The 22,574-nt window shown below is 62.4% G+C and carries 17 protein-coding genes; 7 read left to right on the top strand and 10 right to left on the bottom strand.

Annotation, left to right across the window (positions count from 1 at the left end):
• Positions 1–151: 151 nt before the first annotated feature.
• Entirely contained in the window at positions 152–2,386 is a 2,235-nt protein-coding gene (locus tag P792_RS29645) for a glycoside hydrolase family 3 protein (RefSeq protein WP_181950274.1), read from the top strand.
• A 171-nt stretch (positions 2,387–2,557) separates the two neighbouring features.
• Here the strand turns inward: P792_RS29645 and P792_RS29640 are convergent, their stop codons facing one another.
• From P792_RS29640 to P792_RS29620, 5 genes are all read right to left on the bottom strand, one after another.
• The gene (locus P792_RS29640) at positions 2,558–3,151 is read right to left on the bottom strand and encodes an ankyrin repeat domain-containing protein (protein ID WP_369794245.1); all 594 of its coding nucleotides are present in this window, start codon (positions 3,149–3,151) and stop codon (positions 2,558–2,560) included.
• Positions 3,152–3,241: 90 nt separating this feature from the next.
• The gene (locus P792_RS29635; RefSeq protein ID WP_023978966.1) at positions 3,242–5,311 is read right to left on the bottom strand and encodes a glutamine amidotransferase; all 2,070 of its coding nucleotides are present in this window, start codon (positions 5,309–5,311) and stop codon (positions 3,242–3,244) included.
• Positions 5,308–8,121, bottom strand: a complete 2,814-nt coding sequence (locus P792_RS29630; protein WP_023978965.1) for a DUF4159 domain-containing protein — start codon at positions 8,119–8,121, stop codon at positions 5,308–5,310. Before P792_RS29630 ends, P792_RS29635 begins: the two co-directional genes overlap by 4 nt.
• Positions 8,118–9,053, bottom strand: a complete 936-nt coding sequence (locus P792_RS29625; protein WP_023978964.1) for a DUF58 domain-containing protein — start codon at positions 9,051–9,053, stop codon at positions 8,118–8,120. Before P792_RS29625 ends, P792_RS29630 begins: the two co-directional genes overlap by 4 nt.
• Positions 9,054–9,055: 2 nt before the next feature.
• Positions 9,056–10,084, bottom strand: coding sequence for a MoxR family ATPase (locus P792_RS29620; RefSeq protein WP_023978963.1), 1,029 nt, complete (start codon positions 10,082–10,084; stop codon positions 9,056–9,058).
• 239 nt (positions 10,085–10,323) lie between these two features.
• Between P792_RS29620 and P792_RS29615 the strand changes: the two genes are divergently transcribed.
• The 3 genes from P792_RS29615 (at position 10,324) to P792_RS29605 (ending at position 14,100) form a co-directional block, all read left to right on the top strand.
• The gene (locus P792_RS29615; RefSeq protein ID WP_152530222.1) at positions 10,324–10,905 is read left to right on the top strand and encodes a DUF1285 domain-containing protein; all 582 of its coding nucleotides are present in this window, start codon (positions 10,324–10,326) and stop codon (positions 10,903–10,905) included.
• 69 nt (positions 10,906–10,974) lie between these two features.
• The gene (locus P792_RS29610; protein ID WP_023978961.1) at positions 10,975–12,246 is read left to right on the top strand and encodes a CCA tRNA nucleotidyltransferase; all 1,272 of its coding nucleotides are present in this window, start codon (positions 10,975–10,977) and stop codon (positions 12,244–12,246) included.
• An 81-nt stretch (positions 12,247–12,327) separates the two neighbouring features.
• Entirely contained in the window at positions 12,328–14,100 is a 1,773-nt protein-coding gene (locus P792_RS29605) for an ABC transporter ATP-binding protein (RefSeq protein ID WP_231944689.1), read from the top strand.
• Positions 14,101–14,237: 137 nt separating this feature from the next.
• Here the strand turns inward: P792_RS29605 and P792_RS29600 are convergent, their stop codons facing one another.
• From P792_RS29600 to P792_RS29585, 5 genes are all read right to left on the bottom strand, one after another.
• Entirely contained in the window at positions 14,238–14,735 is a 498-nt protein-coding gene (locus P792_RS29600) for an RNA pyrophosphohydrolase (protein ID WP_023978959.1), read from the bottom strand.
• A gap of 81 nt (positions 14,736–14,816) precedes the next feature.
• Positions 14,817–16,358, bottom strand: coding sequence for a S41 family peptidase (locus P792_RS29595; RefSeq protein WP_023978958.1), 1,542 nt, complete (start codon positions 16,356–16,358; stop codon positions 14,817–14,819).
• 192 nt (positions 16,359–16,550) lie between these two features.
• Entirely contained in the window at positions 16,551–18,134 is a 1,584-nt protein-coding gene (locus P792_RS36030; protein WP_023978957.1) for a murein hydrolase activator EnvC, read from the bottom strand.
• 7 nt (positions 18,135–18,141) lie between these two features.
• A complete protein-coding gene (gpmI, locus tag P792_RS29590) occupies positions 18,142–19,680 on the bottom strand; it encodes a 2,3-bisphosphoglycerate-independent phosphoglycerate mutase (protein ID WP_023978956.1) in 1,539 nt (512 codons plus the stop codon).
• Positions 19,681–19,861: 181 nt separating this feature from the next.
• Positions 19,862–20,800 (bottom strand): YncE family protein, encoded by a 939-nt coding sequence (locus tag P792_RS29585; RefSeq protein ID WP_023978955.1) that lies wholly within the window; start codon positions 20,798–20,800, stop codon positions 19,862–19,864.
• 383 nt (positions 20,801–21,183) lie between these two features.
• On the opposite strand from P792_RS29585, the gene msrB reads away from it, so the two are divergent.
• From msrB to P792_RS29570, 3 genes are read left to right on the top strand one after another with little or no spacing between them, the layout of a single operon-like run.
• Positions 21,184–21,582, top strand: a complete 399-nt coding sequence (gene msrB / locus P792_RS29580; RefSeq protein ID WP_023978954.1) for a peptide-methionine (R)-S-oxide reductase MsrB — start codon at positions 21,184–21,186, stop codon at positions 21,580–21,582.
• A gap of 32 nt (positions 21,583–21,614) precedes the next feature.
• Positions 21,615–22,256, top strand: a complete 642-nt coding sequence (upp, locus tag P792_RS29575; RefSeq protein WP_023978953.1) for a uracil phosphoribosyltransferase — start codon at positions 21,615–21,617, stop codon at positions 22,254–22,256.
• A gap of 2 nt (positions 22,257–22,258) precedes the next feature.
• Positions 22,259–22,486, top strand: a complete 228-nt coding sequence (locus P792_RS29570) for a hypothetical protein (RefSeq protein ID WP_023978952.1) — start codon at positions 22,259–22,261, stop codon at positions 22,484–22,486.
• Positions 22,487–22,574 lie beyond the last annotated feature (88 nt).

The raw sequence follows: 22,574 nt of genomic DNA, 5'->3' as shown, positions 1-22,574 counted from the left end.
ACTGTGACTTTGCATCTGTAACATGCTGGTGCGTTTATAGATCAGGCTCGCGGGCAAGCGTCTTTGGAGCGCTGTGCCGATCCATCAAGGAGGGTGTGTGCGTTTTCCGTCCTGCGAGTATCCGCTGAAGATGATGAGGCTGATATCGATCATGGATACGACGACATCCCGCGCAGATACCCAGGGCACTGGCACTGGCACTGGTACTTGCACAGGGCCAAGAGAGGGCACGCCATTGTGGCTCGACCCGACGCTGGACCCCGATACGCGTGCCCGCGCGGCCACCGAAGCCATGAGCCATACGCAAAAGATGTCATGGATGGCCGGCCCGATGGCTATCCCGATTGGCGATGAGAGCAAACCGGAAGGCGCTATTGGTTCCGCCGGTTATTTTCCGGCGATGCCAGAGCTGGGTATTCCGGCGCAGCAGCAGAGCGATGCAAGCCTGGGCATAGGCAACCTCAATAGTGTCCGCCCCAATGACAATGCCACGGCGCTGCCATCATCCCTTATGCTTGGTGCCTCTTTCGACCCTGAGCTTGCCCGCGAGACGGGCCGCGTGGTTGGGTGCGAGGGACGTGCGAAGGGGTTCAATGTCGTGCTCGGTGGGGGTGCCAATCTCGTGCGCGAACCACGCGGGGGGCGCATTTTCGAATATATATCTGAAGATCCTCTGCTGACCGGTCAGATCGCTGGTGCGTCCATTGAGGGAATCCAGTCACAGAAGGTGGTCTCGACCATCAAGCATTATGCGATCAACCCCGAGGAAACCGGTCGGGTGATGATCAGCTCGGATATCGATGAGGCAGCCCTGCGGGAGAGCGACCTTCTGGCGTTCGAGATTGCCATCGAGATCGGCAGCCCGGGTGCCGTCATGCCTGGCTATAATCTCGTCAACGGCCATTGGGCGTCAGAAAATACCTTTTTGCTCAGCGAGGTGCTCCGTCGGGACTGGGGCTATCGTGGCTGGGTCATGTCGGACTGGGGAGCCACCCACACAACGGTCAAGGCCATTACGGCAGGGCTCGATGTGCAGTCCGGCGCCAATATCGACCCCAAGCCGTACTTTGGTGCGCTGCTGGACGAGGCAATAGCCGCTGGTGAGGTGCCGCGGGCGCGTCTTGATCAGTCGATTCAGAGACAGCTGCGCAGTCTCTTCGCCGTGGGAGCCATTGACGATCCTGCCGAGCCGGGTGGGAGCATTGATTTTGAGGCGCATAAGCGGATCGCTCAGCGTGCCGCCGAGGGCGGTATTGTCCTGCTGCGTAATGAAAACACCCTATTGCCGCTCAAGGCGGCGGCACAGAATATTCTGCTGATCGGTGCCCGCGCTGATCAGGGTGTTCTTTCAGGAGGTGGTTCGTCCTCGGTCACGCTCAAGGGCAGCCTGAAGATGGAGGGCGCGACTTTTGCCGGTGTACCGCTGGAAAAAGTCTATCATCCTTCCTCTCCCATGCGGGCCATCGCCGCTGCAGCGCCGCAGGCGCATCTGGGTTATGATGACGGTCAGGATATCGACCGTGCTGCCGGTCTGGCAGCGGCAGCGGATATCGTGGTCATTTTCGCGGAGCTGTGGCGCACCGAAGGGCAGGATGTGCAGGGGCTTTCGTTGCCCGGTGAGCAGGAACGCCTGATCGAGCGTGTGGCGGCGGCCAATGCCAACACGGTCGTGGTGCTTGAAACCGGCGGCCCGGTTCTCATGCCCTGGCGTGACAAGGTGCCTGCTATCCTGCATGCATTCTACGCTGGGTCTGGCGGGGGAGAGGCAATGGCGTCCATCCTGTTCGGGCGCGTCAATCCTTCAGGACGTCTGCCCTTCACCATTCCCCTGAGTGAGAGCGATCTGCCACGCCTCGGACAGATCGATCCGCAGACGGTCATCTCCAATCCCGGCGAGCCCGTCGACAAACCCATCGTGCATCGCGACTACGCGATTGAGGGTGCCGATACAGGATATCGCTGGTTCTCACGGACCGGGAAGTCCGTCGCATATCCGTTTGGGTTCGGCCTGAGCTATACGCATTTCGACCATGGTGATGTGACGATCGACCCGCAGGCACTCGTGGCGCGCTTGCCCGTCACCAATACCGGGCCGGTTTCCGGGGCAGAAGTCGTGCAGATCTATGCCACCCTCGAAGGTGATTCCTCGTTCCAGCCCCGCCTTGTGGGATTTGCCAAGATCATGCTCGCACCGGGCGAGACGGAGGAAGTGCAGGTGTCGCTGGAGCCGCGTTTGCTGGCGCGGGTCGAGGGAGAAAACTGGGTGCGCAAGGCGGGGCGCTATCGTTTCGATCTGCGTCGTGACGCGGTGACGCCTATTACCGGACAAAGCCTGACGCTCGATGAATGGGTCCGTCCCTTGCGTCATGAAGCGGCGATCGATTGATGCTCAGCCGAGGGCGAGAGCCGGGTGAGATATCCGGCTCCGTTTTTCTGCTGGCATGAGGGCAGTCGCAAAAAAAAGCGTATCGGGAGACCGATACGCTTTTTGCAGTTCGTACGCTCGACCAGAGGATCGTCTGGTGCAGAGGCTCGTCGAGGCGGAGGCAGGAAGCTTTCAGCGACCGCCGAAACCGAGGAACCCGATATCCGGCTGGGCCTGGCCTCCGGAAACGTCGAAACGCGGCTTGGTGGATGCGGCCACGGCCGAGGTCCCCTTGCGACCCTTGCCCTTGATGGTCAGGTGCCCGTTGCCCTTGGCATCGGTTTCGATCTGCGAGTGGGTCGTTTCTGCAGCGAATCGGCTGTCATCGCCATAGGTCCGCATCGACAACAGAAGGAACATGATATCCTTGCGGTTGAGGTCAATCGCCATGTCCAGCGGTGTCTGGAACAGGACATTCTTGGCATTCATGTCCGCGCCGCGGTTGAGAGCCTCCTTCGCCGCATTGAGCGAGCCACGGTTGATGGCATCAAACAGGGCGTCGGTTGGGTTCAGGTCCACATTGGCGTGGCCCGCATCTGATTCCTGTGAGTCAGCGCCAGGCAGGGCGGAAGGCGGCGCTGCCGCCTTGGCGGCCCGACGGGCTTCAGCCTTCTTCTGCGCCTCTTCGGCCTCCTGTTCCGCTTCCGCATCATCTGCAGACTGCGCATGCGCAGCATGCCAGGGAACGAAGAGGACTGGCGTTGCCGCAAGGGCAGCCGTCAGCATCAGGGGAAAGAATCGTGGGACATTCATGTGAAGTCTCGAGTGGCGCATGAGTTGACTATAAATGATCGTTAACAAGCTGGCGACTCCCTATCAGCGGCGAAGCCGCCCTTCGCGCCACCAGCCCAGGAAGAGAAGCGCCAGAACCCCGCACAGCGCGAGCCAGGACGGAACAATCTCGGTCAGGCGGCTCGACGAGGCAACAGGCACCATCTGACGTGGAAAACCGATCCATCCCGCGCCAGACATGGCTGTACCGCGGCCAGCATCAGCAATCTGCCTGATCGCAGGGGTGGCGGTATCAGGGCCAAGCCAGAGGGCAGCTCCATGCGACTGTTTCGCCAGAGGCGAGAGGCGCAGGGCAGTCGCGCGCAGATCGGCATCCTCAATCGGGTTGCGGCTGGCCTGCGCTGCAAAGGAGGTAAGACCATCCTGCCGGATGGTCCAGAGCCCATCCTGACCCGTGACGGGATAACGGGCCTCGAATACGCCATTGCCCGACGGCTTGAGCGTCAGGGGGAAGGTGCGCCCATCGGGTGCCGTGATCATGGCAGGCCCCGACAGACGCTCGCTGTCACTGTGACGCTCGACGTGCAAGCTGTCCTCGCCAATTGTCGCACGCAGCTGGTTTTCCTCCAGGTCCGGTTCCTTCATGAGCCAGTGCGACAGACGCTTGAGCAGTTCCGCCTGCGGGCCGCCGCCGCCCTCGCCACGTGACCAGAGCCAGAGCTGATCGGAAAGCAGCAGCGCCACGCGCCCTTTCTGAACCGTATCGAGCACCAGAAGTGGCTGCTGCTCCGGCCCGGTCAGCAGGGGGGTGCCCTTGATGCGGTCGGAGGCCAGCGCCCGATACCAGGGTCCCCAGTTGGTCGGCAGCCCTGCCGTCACCGGATGACGCTTGCCCGATGGCGTAAGCTGCGGAACGAAACGCTCCCTGATCACACCATCGCCAGGCACATGGGCAGGCAGGATATCGGCAAGAGGCGTGTCCTGAAGTGTGCCGTCCTCGGTGAATTCCGGTCCGGCAGTCAGCAGTAATCCCCCCCCTTCGCGCACGTAATCCGCAATATTGGCGAGATAATCCTGTGGCAGGATCCCGGCATTGTGGAACCCGTCCAGAATGATCAGGTCGAACTGCTTGATGCGGTCCTGAAACAGCTCCTTGATCGGAAACGGAATCAGGGCGAGATCGGAAAGCGGGGTGCCGTCATCCTTGTCGGGCGGACGCAGAATGATGAAATGCACCAGATCGACCGAGGGATCGGCCTTCAGCAGTCTGCGCCAGACGCGCTCACCCTGATTGGGTGTTCCCGAGACCAGAAGCACCTTCAGCCTGTCGCGCACGCCGTTGATGCGCACGATGGTGCTGTTGTTGCGCGTGCTGACTTCACCGGCAAGCGGCGCGGCATCGAGGGTGACCAGGGTCTCACCGGGACGCCTTACGGCCAAGGCAATATCGATGGGCTCGCCCGACAGGGCGTCGATGTGGCGGGGCGGCTCATCGCCCTGACGCACGGTAAGGGTGACAGGCTGCTTGCCCGTTACACCGAGGTCATCCACAACGACGCGCAGCTGGGCTTCCTTGCCGACAAGGGCATAGGGGGGGGACTGCAATACGCGCAGGCGCCGATCCGTTTCCTCGCCCTTGCCCGTGAGCAGGACATGGAGCGGCAGGGTCTTGCCATCGCGCGTGAAAAGCGGAGGCAGTGCTGACGGGATGTCATGCGCCATGCCATCAGTGACCATGATGGCACCGCTGAACCGTCCCGGCGGCAGATCGGCCTGGGCGATGGCATCGAACAGGCGTGTGCCATGGCCTGAACCGCCCGGAACATCGACAACATGCAGCGTCAGGCCGGGAATGTCGTGGGCTGCCTGTTGCAGTGTGCGGGCGGCCTTGTCCGCGCTGTCAATGCGGCCACGAAGGGCCATGGACGGCGAATGATCCACCACCAGCAGCACATCCTGCGGGGCGGCCTCGAAAAATGGCCGGCTCAGCCGTGGGCCGCTCAGCCAGAACAGCACAAGGAGAAGCGCAAGCAGGCGTGGCACGCTGCCCGGTGCGCCACGAAAAAGCGCATAGGCGCCGACCACCACAACCAGCGCGGCAGAGCCTGTCAGCAGCCAGAAAGGCAGGAACGGCATGAAGGTGAGATGGATCATTGCTCCATCCTCTTCAGGAGTTCGGGCACGCGCATCTGGTCGGCCTTGTAATTGCCGGTCAGGGCATAGAGCAGCAGATTGACGCCAAAGCGATAGGCCTGCGTGCGTTGCTCGTCACCACCGGGGATCACGGCGTAGGGGGTGTTGCCCTGGGCATCCATCGCCCAGGCATGAGCCCAGTCACCGGCACCGATAATGATGGGGCTGACATCGTCATTGCTGTCATCGCCGCTGCGGGCCACCCAAACAGGCAGGCCCTGAACACGGCCGGGGAAATCGTGCAGCAGGTAAAAGCTGTGGGCAAGAACGTGATGATCATCGAGCTTTGACAGTGGGGGTACCACAAGACCTGCCGTGGCGCGCCGCAGGGCCGAGCGCATCTGCCCTTCATCCTGCGTGGAAAGATCGGAGCCCGTGCCCTGTGTGTCGAGCATGAGAATACCGCCATGCGCCATGAAGCTGTTGAGGGCCGCCGAGCGTCTGGAATCTTCCTGCACATCGTCGGTGATGGGCCAGTAGATCAGGGGATAATAGGCAAGATCATCCTTGCCGGGGACCAGCCCGTCCGGATGGCCCATCACGGCGGAGGAGCGATCGGACGCGTAGTTGGACAGGCCTTGCAGACCCTCACGGGAGGCCTCGTCGATATCGTCATGACCCGTCAGCACATAGCCAAGCCGTGTTTCAAGCGCGGCACCGGGAACGACGCCGTTGGTCACCCCGGCATGTTTCGGGCTCTCGTCATCTTCCTGCGCGGTCGCCGGAGAGGCAGACACAGCGCCGAGCAGGATCAGGGCTGACAGGGTAAGTCCTGCGCCTTTCGCGCCAGTGCGGTTTCTGCTCTCGGTATGGCCCTGACCCTGGCCCTGGCGGCCACCCAGCAGCCCACGCAGCCACAATGCCACAAGGCAGTCGGCCAACAGCATCACCAGAGCCATGCCCAGAAGCCACGGCGCAAGAGGCCGGTCGGGCGAAACATGGTCGGGGGTGAGGCTGCGCCCCATCAGAGGCGCCGCTGCGATCGGGGGCAGATGATCGCCCAGATTGAAGGCCCGGCGCGACAGATGCGGACCATAATAACCCGGCGGGTGCTGGGCGTCGGGACGCGTTGTGGCGAGTGTGCCCACATCGAGAGGGCGGGCAGCTTCGGGGGGCGGAACAAGCTGGCCATTGGCATCGAGCATGGTGAACGGAACAAGCTGGCGCAGGGCGGTCTCGTTCTGCTGGCCGAGCGAGCGCTCAACCAGACGTTCGAGCATGGCAGGAAACAGACCGGAAAGCGGCAGGCTCGACCAGTCGGCGGTGCCGGTGACGTGGAAAAGGACCAGCTCTCCCTGTCCGAACGGACTGGCCGTCACCAGAGGCGTGCCGTCACTCAGTCGGGCCCAGACATGCGCACCGAGATCGGCGGTGGGTTCAGCCAGAACCTGACGCGTCACTGTCACCTCATGGGGCAGGGGCAAGCCCTCGAAGGGGGAATGTTCGGCAAATGCGGCAAGGACCTGTGGCTTGCCCCATGACATCGGGCCGCCAAGCTGGCGCATGCCGCTTATGAGCGGCACAGGCAGCAGGGTACGCGCCATGTCATGCGCGCTGGCCTGTGTATCGGCCGCCAGAACGGGGCCGGCGAAACGGATCAGCACCCCACCGTGACGCACCCATTCCGCCACATGCTGGCGTGTCTGCTCATCGGCGAGGGTGCCATCTGTCGCGATCAGTACCGAGAGCTTCCCTCGCAGCAGGTCATCAGCAGCGCCACGGTGCAATTCACCTACCTGGCTGATGGCTTGGGACAGAAAGAAACCCTGTCCCGTCAGCGGGGTATCCTGCGTGCCGGGAGTGAGCAGACCGACCGGATGCCGGTGTTCACCTGCATCGTGCAGGGCAATTGCGGCGGGACCGGGGAGAGGGGTTGCATCGCGTTCGAGAACGAAGCGTGCGGCGCGATTACGCAGAAGCGGGGGCAGCGGCAGGTCAAGCGGCGTGGTCTGACCGGTGGGCAGCGGAAAGATACCGAGCGTACCACCATTTTCCGACCGTGCCCTGACTTGCAGTCCGCCCGATGCTGTGGCGGGGCAGGACAACCCGCTTGTGGTCGCAGTGAAATTATTGTCGGCCGCGCGATGAACGCTCAGAATCATCGTGTCGCAGCCCGGCCAGCGCATGTCACGCACCGTGCCGTTGAAGCTGGCGAGCGCCTTCGCAAGACTCGTATCGCCACTTGTCGCCACGCCGTCCGAGATGAAGACGAGATCGGACTGTGTCAGGGCGGCGCTGTGGCTCAGGGCATCGATCTGGCTGGCCGTATGGGCACGATCCGTGGGCCATGAATGGGGGGCGAGGGCAAGAAGACGCTCTTCGAAACGCGGGCGATCACGTGTGGTGAAGGGAGCAGGGGACGTCCCATCGGGGTCAGGGGCAGTCAGAACCAGCGTGACGGCGTGTCCTGCGCGAAAGCTGCGCTCGGCCAGACTACGCGCTGCGCGGATGCGCTCCTGCCAGTGCGGCACGGCGGCCCAGCCATTATCGAGCACCAGAACCAGATCATGCCCGCCGCCTGCGCTGATTTCGCGCCCCAGCCAGACGGGCTGCGCAAGACCGAGGATCAGCAGGGCAACAGCGAGCAGGCGCAGCAGGAGCAACCAGAGCGGTGAACGCGCCGTATCGGTGTTTCTGGCTTGCAGGCGGCGCAGGATCTGGAGCGAGGGATAAGCCAGATCCTTCGGCGGCGGTGGGGTCGCCTTCACCAGCCAGTAAAGCAGGGGCAGCGCGATCAGCCCCGCCAGGGCAAGGGGGGTCAGGAAGATCATGGACGCAGGCTTCCCCCGCTCGTATGGCCCCCGCTCAACCTTGCATGCAGGCCTAGAAGGGCGGGCATGAGCGGCTGGTCCGTATGATGAAGGGTAAAGCCGGCGCGATGCGCTTCGGCCAGGGTGACCAGCTGATCGAGATGGGCCTGCATGGCGCGTTCAAAGGGCTCCGCCAGGGTTTCGACTGCTGGCAGGACAAGCTGTCCCTCATCCTCTAGGCTGTCAAAGCTGATACGTCCCGCATAAGGCAGGCTTCGCTCGGCGGGGTCGAGGATGCAGAGAAGCTCCGTGCGGGCTGGTCGGGCTGCGATATCGCGCAGAATCCGGTCCAGGGTTTCGGGAGGCATCAGGAAATCACTGACCAGAACGAGCTGCCCGTAGGCGCGTAGCGTGTCGAGCTGGGGCAGGGGCGTCGAGGCGGCAAACGCCAGATTCTGCCCGAGGCGGGAGAGGGAGTGAGGCCCACTGACGGAGCGTCCGTGCTCTGGCCCATTGAGCAGCGTCACGCGCTCGCCACCATGCAGCGCGGCGGAGGCTAGCGCCAGAGTGGCAAGCTGGGCCTGCGTGGTCTTGAGCGGCAATTCGGGGCGTGAGCGCCAGTTCATCGAGGGCGAGGGGTCACACCAGAGGGAGAGGATCTGTGCCCCTTCGGCCTCACGCTCACGGACCCAGAGCTGGTCGCTGCGGGCGGACTGACGCCAGTCGATACGATGCGCCGGTTCATGGTCATGGGCCGCGCGGTATTGCCAGAAATCCTCCCCTGCGCCAGCACGGTGCTGATGATGCACGCCAGCGCGCAACTGACGCCCGATGCGCTCTGCCTCGATGACCAGAGACGGGAGGAGGGCTTCCGCCTCCGGGTATGACCCGGCCTGCGCAGCGGGAGATGGCTTTGCCTCGCTGCGCCGCCATTTGCCGAAAAAACCGCTCACGATCAGAGAAGCGCCTCGACAGCCGAGGCAATCAGCGCTTCCACCTTCTGTCCCGCGGCGCGCGCGGGGAAGCTCAGCGCCATACGATGAGCGAGAACCGGCTCTGCCAGTTCCGCCACATCATCGAGGCTGGGTGCCAGACGCCCATCGAGAAGCGCCTGGGCACGGCAGGCAAGCATGAGCGCCTGCGCCGCGCGCGGGCCCGGCCCGTAGAGCAGCGACGTGCCGATTTCGGGCTTGTAGGCTGTCTCGGGGCGCAGACCACGCACAAGGGTCAGGATGGCTTCGAGGACTTTTTCCCCTACCGGCAGACGTCGTACCAGGGATTGCGCCTCGATCAGATCGGCCGGGGTGAGAAGTGTCGGAGCGCTTGCTGTTACGGCACCAGTCGTCTGGAGCAGCATGTCGCGCTCGGCATCGCGCTCAGGGAAGGTGAGCGCAATACGCAGCATGAAGCGGTCGAGCTGGGCTTCAGGCAGGGGGTAGGTGCCTTCCTGCTCGATGGGGTTCTGTGTTGCGAGAACGTGGAAAGGGCGAGGCAGAGGGTGATTTGTGCCTGCCTGGGCCACTTCATATTCCTGCATGGCCTGAAGCAGGGCGGATTGCGTCCGCGGGCTGGCACGGTTGATTTCATCGGCCAGGAGAAGCTGCGTGAAGATCGGCCCGCGGACGAAGCGGAAGAAACGACGGCCGTTTTCGTCCTCGTCGAGAATATCACTGCCCGTGATGTCCGATGGCATCAGATCCGGCGTGAACTGCACGCGGCGTGTATCGAGGCCCAGAACGCGGGCTGCGGTACTGACAAGAAGCGTCTTGCCGAGGCCCGGTGCGCCGATCAAAAGCGCGTGACCCCCGGAGAGGATCGTGACCAGCAGACGGTCGATGACATCGCGCTGACCCAGAACAACCTGGCCTATGGCCTGCCTGACGGCACCCAGCTGGGCGGTCAGTTGCTCGACATAAGCGAGATCAGCCGGGTTTTCATCCGGGCGGTATCCGGCGGGGAAGGAAGAGAGATCGTTCTGGCTCATATTTGCCAATCTGACAGTTCCGGGGGTTTCATCAAGCCATAAGACGACCCAACTTGCAGCAGGAGACCAGATTTTTTGGACCGTGAGCGGAGAGAACCTTGAAGGACGGCGTGGTTAAACAGGCGACAGACGGCGCAGAGCGTTCTGCGACTCATGAAGCCGGGTTCCCGACCCGTGCAGGTTGCGAGAGCCGGTCATCCGCTGGTTCTGTTCCTTCCGGCATGGATCATGCCGGCGCGATGCGAGCGGAAGGGATCGCAGATCAGGGCGCGTCCGATATCGGGCTTGCCCCGCTGGAAAGGACAGGGGGCGAGCAGACACCCCGTGCCCTGCCTTTTGTCATCCGACGCGACGGGACGTGGCTGTATCGGGGCTCGCCCATACGCCGCAAGGAAATGCTGTGTCTGTTTGGCTCCATGCTGACACGTGACGCTCAGGGGCAGTTCTGGCTGAGGACGCCGACTGAGTCTGGTATCATACAGGTGGAAGATGCCCCGTTCATCGTGCGGGAACTCGATTTTCGTGGTGGCTGCGGCCGTCAGCAAAATCTGTGCCTGCGCACCAATATGGATGAGCTGCTTTGCGTTGGACCCGCCCATCCCCTGATTGTCGATTGGGACCATCCGCCATCGGAAGATTGCGCGGCCATACCCTATGTTCAGGTCCGTCACGGTGAGGGCGACCAGCCCGTGCTCGCCCGGCTGTCGCGCCCGGTCTATTACGAACTCGTGGCACTTGCTGTGCCCGGTCATGTTGGCTGTCGCCCCTGCATGGGCGTATGGAGCCATAATCGCTTCTTCCCGCTGGCCCCTATGCCGTAACCGGGGTGGGTATGGGACAGCGGGCATCACAGCCGTTTTTTCTTCTGTTCCGGAATCTGATCAACAGCCGTGTCCCATCTGAGCCTTCTCGACAAACTGCCTGATCGTTCGGGCCTCGATCGCCTCTGGCATATCTTGCCGCAAGCGCGTCTCGTTGGTGGATCGGTGCGCGATCTGCTCATCGGGCGTGACGCGGTGCATGATCTCGATCTGGCAACCCCGGAGCCCCCCGAGACGGTTCAGGCCCTGTTTGAAGCGGCGGGGATCAAGACGATACCGACCGGGCTGGCTCATGGCACCGTCACAGCGCTGATCGATCATGTGCCCTATGAAATCACGACATTGCGGCGTGACGTGCAAACGAACGGACGTCATGCCGAGGTTGCCTGGACGACAGACTGGCAGGAGGACGCAGCGCGACGCGATTTCACGATCAATGCGCTCTTCTGTGACCGTCATGGTGACATTCATGATTATTTCGGGGGGCTTGAGGATCTTGCGGCGCGTCATGTGCGCTTTGTGGGCGATGCCGCCCGCCGCATTGAGGAAGATGCGCTGCGTATCCTGCGGTTTTTCCGTTTTCAGGCGCGTTTCGGGGGCACCGGCCCGCAGGATCGACCCGATGCGGAAGCGATACGGGCAATCACCAGCCATGCCGCCCTGATCGATGGGCTCTCCGCCGAGCGTGTGGCCAGCGAGATACTGCGTATTCTCACAGGGCCCAATCTCATGCGCAGCCTGCATTTGATGGCCGATACCGGTATCCTGCCTCGCCTCCTGCCTTCGGCAGACTTGCCGCGTCTGGCCCGTGCACTCGATGCCGATGTACCGCCCGATGACATCCTGCGTCTTGGGCTGCTTGCTGATACGCCGGATCTGGCTGAGCGGCTTCGGCTGTCGGGCAAACAGGCGCAGCGCCTTGCCCGTATGAGCCCATCTACCCTGCTGCATGGTTTCGATGTGCAAGGGTATGAAACGCAGAACCCGTTGATCCTCGCGCCCTCACTGGGCGACCACGCGCTTCGCATGCTGCTGTCCTGTCATGACCGGCAGACATTGATCGACCGCAGCTGGTTTGCACAGGCCGAGAGGATAGCCGATGTCTCGTCCAAATCATGGAACACATTGAGAAACAGGATCGCACAGCTTGAGAGGCCGGTTTTTCCGCTGGCCGGGCGTGATGTCATGGCCGCCGGTGTGCGACCGGGGCCGGCCATAGGGGAGACTCTTGCCCATCTGGCTGCCTGGTGGCGCAGCCAGGGCTGCCTGCCTGACCGGATGGCCTGTCTTGCCGAACTGAAAACGCGCCTGCCTCTTTCGTCACAGGGCGCTGGGGGGTAAACCGCAGGAATGAAAACAGCGCAGCCTGCAGCCCAGACCCCTTTGCGACGCATCGACCCGCAGGGGGTGCAGGGACGCCAGATGATTTTTCGCATCTGGCGTGAGGAAGTCCGTCACCATGTCGGGCGTCTGGCCGCCGTCGTGGTGCTTACGGTTCTGACCGCCGGGCTGACGGCTCTGTATCCGCTCGTTATCAAGCGCGCGGTGGATATGTTTGCGGTGCATGACCCGCGTATTCTCTATCAGGTGCCTGCTCTGGTGGTGCTGGTGACAGGGCTCAAGGCCGCCACACAGTATGGCCAGACCCTGTCCGTACAGGGGCTCGTTCTCGTGGTCATACGCGGCTTGCAGTCACGCATGTTCGCCCATGCTCTCACAGCCGATATCGCGCGTATCGAAAAGGAAGCACCCGCGCAGTGGGCTGCGCGCTTTACCACCGATGCGGTCTCGATCCGTGAGGCCATGATCCGCGCCGTCAATGCGCTGGGAGATGTCGTGACCGTGGTCGGGCTTGTTGCCTCCATGATCTATACCGACTGGGAGCTGAGCCTGATCGCGCTCGTGCTTTATCCGGTCGCCGCTGTGCCGATACAGAAACTTGGCAAGCGTGTCCGTCGCGCTTCGGGGGGTATGCAGGAGCAGATCGGTGAGACGGCGACATTGCTCAATGAGAGCTTTGCGCTGGCCCGTCAGGTGCGCGTGTATCGTATGGAGGATAGCGAAGCACGACGTGTGGATGGATCGCTGGACCTGCTGCACAACGCTTTCTGGCGGATTTCACGCGGGCGGGCGCGTGTCGATCCTGTGCTTGAGGTGCTGGGTGGCACGGCTATTGCTGCGGTGCTCGGTTTCGCTGGCTGGCGTGCCGCGATGGGTGGCGCGACGCTGGGCGATTTCACGGCCTTCATTGCCGCTCTTTTTGCCGCTTCGCGCCCCTTGCGCGCCCTTGGGTCGCTTAATGCGGCCCTGCAGGAAGGTCTCGGTGGGCTGGAGCGCGTTTTTTCGGTCATCGACGAACCGCCAGCCGTGGCCGAACGCACGGATGCGCGTCTCCTGCCGCCGGGACATGGACGCCTGGTGTTCGATCAGGCCGGGTTTGTCTATCCCGATGGCCGCACAGGTTTGCGTGGCCTGAGCTTTGATGTGCGACCGGGCTGGACCGTGGCGCTGGTCGGGCCGTCAGGGGCCGGTAAATCCACGGCATTGTCGCTCATTCCGAGACTTCACGATGTCAGCGCTGGGCAGATTTTGCTCGACGGGGTGGATCTGCGTGATTTGAAGCTCTCCGAGTTGCGCGACGCCATTGCCTATGTCAGCCAGGACACCACGCTTTTCGACATGTCCGTGCTTGAGAACATTCGCATCGGTCGCCCCACGGCCAGCCGTGCAGAAGTCGAGGCGGCTGCCCTTGCGGCGGCAGTCGATTTTGCCGACACCTTGCCGCAGGGGCTCGATACACGGGTTGGTCCGGGTGGTCAGCGTCTTTCGGGTGGGCAAAGGCAGCGCGTCGCGCTGGCGCGCGCGCTGCTGCGTGATCCGCGTCTGCTGCTGCTGGATGAGGCGACAAGCGCACTGGATTCAGAGAGCGAGGCCAAGGTTCAGGCAACATTGGCCGATCTGCGCCGTGACCGTACCACCATCATTGTGGCGCATCGTCTGTCGACGGTTAAGAGTGCTGACCTGATTATCGTCATGAGCGAAGGCGCGGCCGTCGAAATGGGTACCCATGCCGAGTTGCAGGCGCAGGGCGGACTCTATGCCCGCCTTGTGCGCAACCAGTCGCTCGATCTGGTTGAGGCCGCACCGGAGGTTGTGCTGGAAGCCGCCACGCTCGAAATCATAGACGCCCCTTGAGACACCGGGAGCGCGCCGGGGTTCGCCAGCACGCCCCCTGCTGAATGCCTGAGGCATGCATGATCAGGATTGATGGTCTTGAGGGGAGAGGTGGCCCAGACTCAGGGCTTACGGCGAGAAGCTTCTGCTGAGGATGATCAGATTTCCTGAACCACAGGAGGGGCCAATGCCGCCAGGGCGGGCAGGATCTGCTCGTAAAGCGGACGCTTGAAGCCAAGATTATAGGTCGTCACGTCCTGAGGGCGGACCCATTCCCAGCGATCGAATTCGGCAGGTTCCGTGCCATCTCCTGCCAGATCGATGGCGCTGTCGGGCTCGGCCATGCGCATGGCAAACCAGCGTTGCGTCTGACCGCGATATCGTCCCCCGAGTGCCTTGCCAATCAGATGGGCGGGCAGGTCATAGGGCAACCAACCGGGATAGCTGCCCAGCAGGGTGGCATGACGAAGCCCGGTCTCCTCACGCAATTCACGATGTGCCGCTTCTTCCGGAGATTCGTTCTCGTCAATCCCGCCTTGAGGGCATTGCCAGACATCACGCAGATCGGTCCGTCTGGCGAGGAAGAGGGCGCCCTCGCGGTTGAACAGCATGATGCCCACATTGGGGCGATAGGGAAGCGTGGCCGGATCGATCATGGCGTAGGGCTCGGATGGAGTTGAAGCGTCAAGCGGAAGATATGAAACCGGCCCCTCGAAAGGGGCCGGTGCCAGAAAAGATCAGTGCTGCGTGGAAGAAGAAGCCGGAGCAGGGGGCTTCTGATCCTTGCCCGCCGCTTTTTCCCCGGCGGCCTTGTCGTCAGTCGCCTTTTCCGGGGGCTTCGCATCGGCGGTTTTTGCAGCAGCCTTGTCAGCGGCCGGTTGCCCCAGCGGAAGCGCTTCATCAGGCAGCGATGCCATGGCGCGGACCACACGCAGACCCTGCTGCAGCTGGAAGTCCGTCGCCGGCTTGGCCGGGTCGAAACGGGGCCAGTTATCGGCAGGCGCGTGGGGGATGCTTGCCGAGATGGAAGGCAGGTCGGTCCGTGTCGGGGCCTTGTTCTTGTTGCCGCCCGTATTGGTGATGATATGGGCCAGATCGGCTTCACGATAGCCGTAGCCATCGTCGTCCTTGCTTTCCTTGACCACGATATCGGGCGCGATGCCCAAAGCCTGAATGGAGCGGCCCGATGGCGTGTAGTAACGCGCCGTTGTCAGACGCACGGCGCCATGGCCCGGCACGGGGATGAGCGACTGCACGGAGCCCTTGCCGAAGGATTTTTCGCCCACCAGAACGGCGCGGCGATGGTCCTGAAGCGCACCGGCCACGATTTCGGAGGCAGAGGCCGATCCGCCATCGATCAGCACGACAATCGGCAGCTTGCCTGTGATATCGGTGCCTTTGGCATCCCAGCGACGGTTGTTTTCGGCGTGACGCCCACGGATCGAGACGATTTCGCCTTCGGGGATGAAATCATCGCTGACAGCAATGGCCTGATCGAGCTTGCCGCCGGGGTTCAGGCGCAGATCGAGCACAAGACCCTGCAGCTTGTTGCCCGACTTTGCCTTCAGCTTGTCATAGGCCTCATGCAGTGCGGTCTCGGTGTCGTCGTCGAATTCGGAAATGCGGATATAGCCGATATTGCCATAAAGCGACGAGCGCACGACCTGCACATGCACGACCTCGCGGGTCATGGTGACCTTGAGCGGCTTGGGCTCTTTCGCGCGAATGATGGTCAGGGTGATCTTGGTGCCCGGATCGCCGCGCATCTTGGTCACGGCCTGATCGAGGGTCAGACCCTCAAGCGACTTGCCATCGACTTCGGTGATGTAATCGCCCGGCTTGAGTCCTGCGCGCGAGGCAGGGGTACCATCGATGGGCGAGACCACACGGATATGGCCGTTCTGCTGCTGGACCTGTACGCCCAGACCGCCGAACTTGCCGCTGATCTGGATCTGCATCTCCTTGAACTGCTTCTCGTTCATGTAGGAGCTGTGGGGATCGAGACCGCCCACCATGCCATCGAGGGCGTTGTTGATCAGATCCTTGTCGCTGACAGGCTCGACATATTCGGCGCGAACAAGGTCGAGCACGGTTCCGAACAAGGTGAGCAGGCGCAGGGTTTCGCTGTGGTTGTCGGGGTCGGCCGCGACTTCCTTGGCGAAGGCCTTGCTGCTGATCATCTGCCCAAGGCTCGGGGCCATGGCGGCTTCCAACGCCGGACCGGCGGTGATTCCGGCCAGGAATGCCGTTCCGAGCAGCAGACCAGTGCGGAGCTTCATGCAATTCATCCCTTGAATCCGGTACGGAGCCTGAGGTCCGGTGCCGATCCTGTTAGCGTCTGTCTTGCAGCGGAGCCTGAACACCAGGGTCTCCACCGCACTAAGATCTGAAATCTATAGCGATATTAACGCAGTCTGTCGAAACAACACAGAATCGCCAAGAGGGGTTCTGGGGTCGCGTGAGGTTACCCTTCAGAGATAGGGGCCGGGATCGATGATTTTACTTCCCGAGCGCAGTTGCACGAAGAGTGCCCCGCCGCCACCGCCCATGGTGCCGAGCGCAGCATGGCGGCTGATAGTCTGCCCCGTCGAGACGGAAAGCCCCCCCAATCCAGAGAGCACGAAGCGGAAATGATGCCCGCAATCGAGAATGATCATGTTGCCGAATGATCGGAACGGGCCGGCAAAATCGATCTGCCCGGCACAAGGCGCGCTGACAGAACTCCCGGCGCTTGCCTGATAGGTGATGCCGCTGGCCGGGCCGCTCTCGGTGGTCTGGTGCCACGCAGTCAGCACACGACCGGATACGGGGCCATGTCCGCCGCCCCGTGTCACGCCATTGCCCGAACTGCTCAGGGCGCGGGCCTGTGTGCTGAGCGCACGCGCCTTTACCTGCTGGTTTTGCCTTTCCAGTTCTCTGGCCTCGGCTTCCATTCGTGCCTTGATGCTGGCCTGCGCCTTGTCGATGGCTGTCAGCGCATCCTCGAGCGTCGCGGCCTTTGCTGTTGCGGCGGCGATTTCATCATGAGCCTGACGGGCTCGTGCCTCGGCCTCGGCCTGCTGGTGGGTGGCGGTTTCCAGCCGGCTGGCGTTGAGATCGCGTAGAGCGGCCAGTTTGCGTCTCGCATTTCCGAGCGCCGTGTTGCGGTCTGCAAGTTCGTGAGCTGTCTGATCGAGGAGTGTTTTCTGGCTGCGCAAATCCTCCGCCTGCCGGGTGGTCAGTCGTGTCAGCCCCGCAATCACGCTCAGGCCCTGAACCGCATCATCGGCCTGCCCCGAGAGGGCAACGACAGACGTGCCGGGATAGCGGGCAAGGCGCAGGGCGACAGGCAGAATGGTCTGGAGGGCGGCGCGGCGTCGGGCAAGCGCCAGACGCTGATCGTTCTGTCTTGCCGTGAGTGAGGCGATATCGGCTGTCAGGGCGTCGATCTGCTTTTGCGTTGCGTCCAGTTCGTTCTCGGCCTGGTTGGTTAGGGCAGAGAAACGTCGGGCCTTCTGGGCCTGCAACGCCGCCTCCTGAGCGGCACGCGCCTGATCCTTGCGGCGGGTCTCGATAAGGGCCGCCTCATTGGCCTGGCGGGCCATAAGGGCCTTCTTGTCTGCAATGGCCTTGTCGAGCGCCTTCTGGTTGGCGTTGCCCTGTTTCGTATGGAGTGTCGCCCCCGTTGCTGGCGATAACACGGCCAGCGCAAACCCAAAGCTCAGCGTCACGCAGCTAAGGCAAAACGCCCTTGTGAAACGTGTTGCGCCAAATGGCACAGCTTCAGGCGCGGCGGCATGATGGGTATCGGCAAGAGAAGAGGCGTCACCTCGTGATGTATCTCGCCCTACGGGGTGCAGAGGCGCGAAGAGGGTGATGGTGCATCGCCAGTCGGAGGAAATCGGAATGGACGGCGAGTGGGAGGCATCCTGAGGCAAGGCCCCGCTCTGACCTGATGTCTCGAGGGGTTTTTCTCCCCAACGCTCTTTCAGACGGGCAGGTTGAGCCGGCCCGCCCGTGAAGCGCATTTTACCGAAGGCTGAACAGCCGGTCAGGAAGAGGCTCGCGACCGGCATGGTAGATTCAGCCGTTGATCAGGCACTTGCCGGTCATCTCGGCAGGCTTGGTCAGGTTCATCAGGGTAAGCAGCGTGGGAGCCAGATCAGCCAGACGTCCGTCATGGATGGCTGTGACGCCCTTCGCACCGTGAAGCAGCACCGGCACCCGGTTGAGGGTGTGGGCTGTATGAGCGCCACCGGTAACTGGGTCGCGCATGGTCTCGCAATTGCCGTGATCGGCTGTGACGATCAGCGCGCCGCCCATCTTGTCGATGGCATCGACAATACGGCCGAGCCCGGTATCCACGGTTTCGCAGGCCTTGATGGCGGCTGCCAGCACGCCAGTATGGCCCACCATGTCGGGATTGGCGAAGTTCAGAACGATAAGGTCGAACTTGCCGCTTTCGATGGCAGCTACGGCCTTGTCGGTCAGTTCCGGGGCAGACATTTCCGGTTGCAGGTCATAGGTGGCCACTTTGGGTGAGGGGACCAGAATACGTTCTTCACCGGGCAGAACAGCCTCGCGGCCACCATTGAGGAAGTAGGTGACGTGCGGATATTTCTCGGTCTCGGCCATGCGCAGCTGTGTGCGCCCAGCCTGTGAAACGACATCGCCCAGCAGGTGCTCCATCGATTCCTTGGGGAACATGACGCTCATGAACGGTGCCAGAGCCGAGCTATAGGCGGTCATGCCGCATACAGCGGCAAATTTGATGGTTTTCGAGCGCGCAAAGCCATCGAAATCGGGGAAAACCATCGCAGCGAGCAATTCGCGAATGCGGTCGGCACGGAAATTCGCGGACAGGATGCCATCGCCATCCTTCATGCCGGCGTAGGACCCGATCACGGTCGGCTCGACGAACTCGTCTGTCACGCCCAGGGCCTGGCTGGCTGGCAGAACGCTTAATGCGTCATCTGCGTGATTGCCGGTTGCGGAGACGATCGCATCATAGACGCGGCTGACGCGTTCCCAGCGATTGTCGCGATCCATGGCGTAATAGCGCCCGCTGACCGTGGCGATGCTGGCGCCGGCCGGGAGGGCGGCAGCAAGAGTGCGGATGAAGCCGTCGCCGGAATCGGGCGCAGTGTCACGCCCATCGGAGAACACATGCACGGCCACGGGAATACCGGCCTGTGCCACGATTTGGGCGAGCGCAATGACGTGGTCCATATGGGCATGGACGCCGCCCGTGGAAACCAGCCCCATCAGATGGCAGGTGCCTTTGCTGACCTTGAGCGCGTCGATCAAGGCACACAGGGCCGGGTTGCTGGCCAGCGACCCATCGCGCGCGGCGCGGCTGATCCGCGGCAGGTTCTGCATAACAACGCGACCAGCACCGATATTGAGGTGACCGACTTCCGAATTGCCCATCTGCCCTTCCGGCAGGCCGACATCCTCGCCGCACGCCTTCAGATAGGCATGAGGAGAGCCTGCCCAGAGACGGTCGAAATTCGGCGTATCGGCCAGAGCTACGGCGTTGTCCTCGCGGGTGGCGCTATCGCCGAAACCGTCGAGGATGACGAGCATGACCGGGCGCGGCACGCTGGAAGGGGATGCGGACATGAGTAGTCTCCTGCAATTTTGCGCCCATGATGCCGCATTTTGCGTGCTCTGCGAACTCTCCCCCGGCGGGTTCACGCCATTTTCTGGCTAAGAATGCTGTGAGTGGCGAATGGTGGCCACCCTGTCGGTATTCGCGTGCTGATGCATCAGGGCAGGGTGGCTCATCATGAGGCGCGTCCCGTCAGCGCCGGGGAACCAGAAAGACACCTGTTGTGCGGGATTGATGGCGCAGGATCACCGCTACCCCGCTCGCGATGTCAATACGACGTATGTTGCCGCCCAGATCACTGACAAAAGCCGTTTTCTCCTGCGGATCGATGGCCAGTCCGATTCCTTCATCCAGCCCACGGAAGATGACCCTGTGATTGCACAGGCCATCGGCAGTCACCTCGGCCACGTTGAGACTGTTCCCGTCTGGCGGCGCGCCACGATCGGTCCAGTAGAGGCGGTTCGAAGCCGGGCAGAAATGCAGGTCGATAGGTTCAGGCAGGTGATCGGCCAGAAGGGTCACATCGTCACGTGAAGCAGGATCGGCCCCTTCGGGCAGGGCGAGCGCCATGCGGAAGATGCGGCCCTTGCCTCCCTTGGGTGGCCCCTTCTGGGTCCAGTAGAGGTGTTGGCGCTCAGGGTCGAGCGTAATGCCCACGCAGTGGCGTGTGATATCGCGTGTATCTCTGGGGTAGGTCCCGTTCTGAAGCAGAACCTGCAAATCGGCACCATCGAAACGGCTGCGCATGATGCGCATGCCCTCGCGATCGCACCAGTAGAGCCAACCTGCCTGCGGATCTGCCGCGAGCTGTTTGGGCGTGACGACAAGCCCGTGTCCGACCAGAACTGCATGAGCGCTGCCATCATGACGGGCGCGTTCTATGGTGCCATCGGCGACATTGTAATCGGCGCCCATATTGGTCCAGTAGATATGTGTCCGGTCGAGCCAGATACCATCAGGTGTGCCCCAGCGCGCATCGCACCGTGAGACGACAACACCCGTCTCCGTGAGAAGCGCCGTGATCTGGGGCGGATCGGTTTCCAGCGTGTAGAGCACGTCGTAGGCATCGAGCGGGTCAGCCCCGGTTTCCTCGGCGTTGCCCGTGAGAGAGTGCGGATTGTTGCGGCTCATGATGCCTGCTCCTTGCTGATGGCACCATTGAAACCCTGCATGCCGTGCCCGCCAAGACGCGTTTGCGCGATCACCGTTTGTGTCCCCCGCTTCTTAGCCAATGGACAGGGACAGATTTCTGTATCGTCGCCGAGACGCGCATGTGTGGGCCCGGAGGATGGTGAATGAGGATCCCGTTCCACGGCGGCATCAAGACATGCTGGCAAATGACCCGCGCATCCTCCAGCGCACCCGCCCTGCAGCCTTGAGCCGGGAGGGCGGTCATTGAAGCAACTGGCAGGATGGATGAAACACTCTGGAAGCGGCGCGTTGAGACGCCATATCCTGTGGGCCCGAGCGGGATTTCTCCCGCATGGCCGATGATTTGCGAAGGAAGCGTTCCCATGACCGACGACACCCGAGAGAGCGGCGCAATGCCCAGCTGTGGCCTGCCCCTGACCGCCGAGCAACATCGCGTCCTGCGTGAGCATGGCACCGAACGCCCGGGCTCAAGCCCGCTGAATGATGAGAAGCGTGAGGGTGTCTATTACTGTGCAGGCTGCGGCGAGGCGCTGTTCGACTCAGATACCAAATATGAGAGCGGCAGCGGGTGGCCGTCCTTTTTCAAACCGCGCGATGGCATGACTGAAACGACGGTCGACAAAACGCATGGCATGACGCGCATCGAGGTGCATTGCGCCAAGTGCAAGGGGCATCTTGGCCACGTGTTTCCAGACGGGCCAAAGCCGACGGGGCTGCGCTTTTGCATGAATGGTGTGGCGTTGCGCTTTGAACCAAGCTGACAGCGCAACGAATTCACGCTAAGGAACGCCTCATGACTGCCCTTCCTTCTTCCCTGGTCGTGCTTGACCACCCGCTCGTTCAACACAAGCTGACGCGCCTGCGTCAGGCGTCGACCTCGACTGCAGGCTTCAGGCGGCTGACGCGCGAGCTCAGCCTTCTGATGTGCTACGAGGCGACGCGCGACCTCAGCACCGAACCGGTCGAGATCGAGACGCCCTTGGAGCGCATGGAAGGCCGTCAGCTTTCCGGCAAGAAGCTTTGCTTCGTGTCCATCCTGCGCGCAGGCAATGGCATCCTCGACGGTATGCTTGACCTGATCCCGGCAGCCCGCGTTGGCCATGTCGGGCTTTATCGCGACCACGACACGCTCGAAGCCGTCGAATATTACATGAAGCTGCCCGAGGACGTGGCCGATCGTGAATGTATCGTGGTCGATCCGATGCTGGCGACGGGCCATAGCGCCGCAGCAGCCATCGATCGCATCAAGGCCAGCGGTGTGCGCAAGATCATCTTCGTCTGCCTTCTGGCTGCACCCGAGGGGGTGATCTGCCTGAATGAACGCCACCCCGATGTGCGTATCGTGACCTGCGCTGTCGATCGTGGGCTGGATGAAAAAGGGTATATCCGCCCGGGGCTCGGTGATGCAGGCGATCGTCTTTTCGGAACACGCTGAGCATGACGGGCGAAGATATCGATGAATGGCTCGATAGCTGGATCGAAGCCCACCACCAAAACTGGGGGGAGCCCTCGCAGGCCGTCGCGGCCTGTCTGGCCGATGCCGAAAAAAGCGGCATCAGCCCGCGTGATCTGAACGACGCGGCCGATGGTGATCTGGAGACCTATCTTCAGGAAGAAGCCGAAGCGATTGCCGAAGCATCAGATGAAGCGCCCGAAGGCTTTTGACAGCACCTTTGTGGTGAGTTCCTGAACCTGCCCGATCCGGGCAGGTTTTTTTTGTCTTCTGCCCCGCCGTACACAGGTAGAGCGAACT

This window comes from Asaia sp. SF2.1, from assembly GCF_000505765.1.
Lineage (GTDB): Bacteria > Pseudomonadota > Alphaproteobacteria > Acetobacterales > Acetobacteraceae > Asaia > Asaia bogorensis.
The sequence above is the reverse complement of the archived record's forward strand: the minus strand, read 5'-3'. Positions and strand labels throughout refer to the sequence as shown.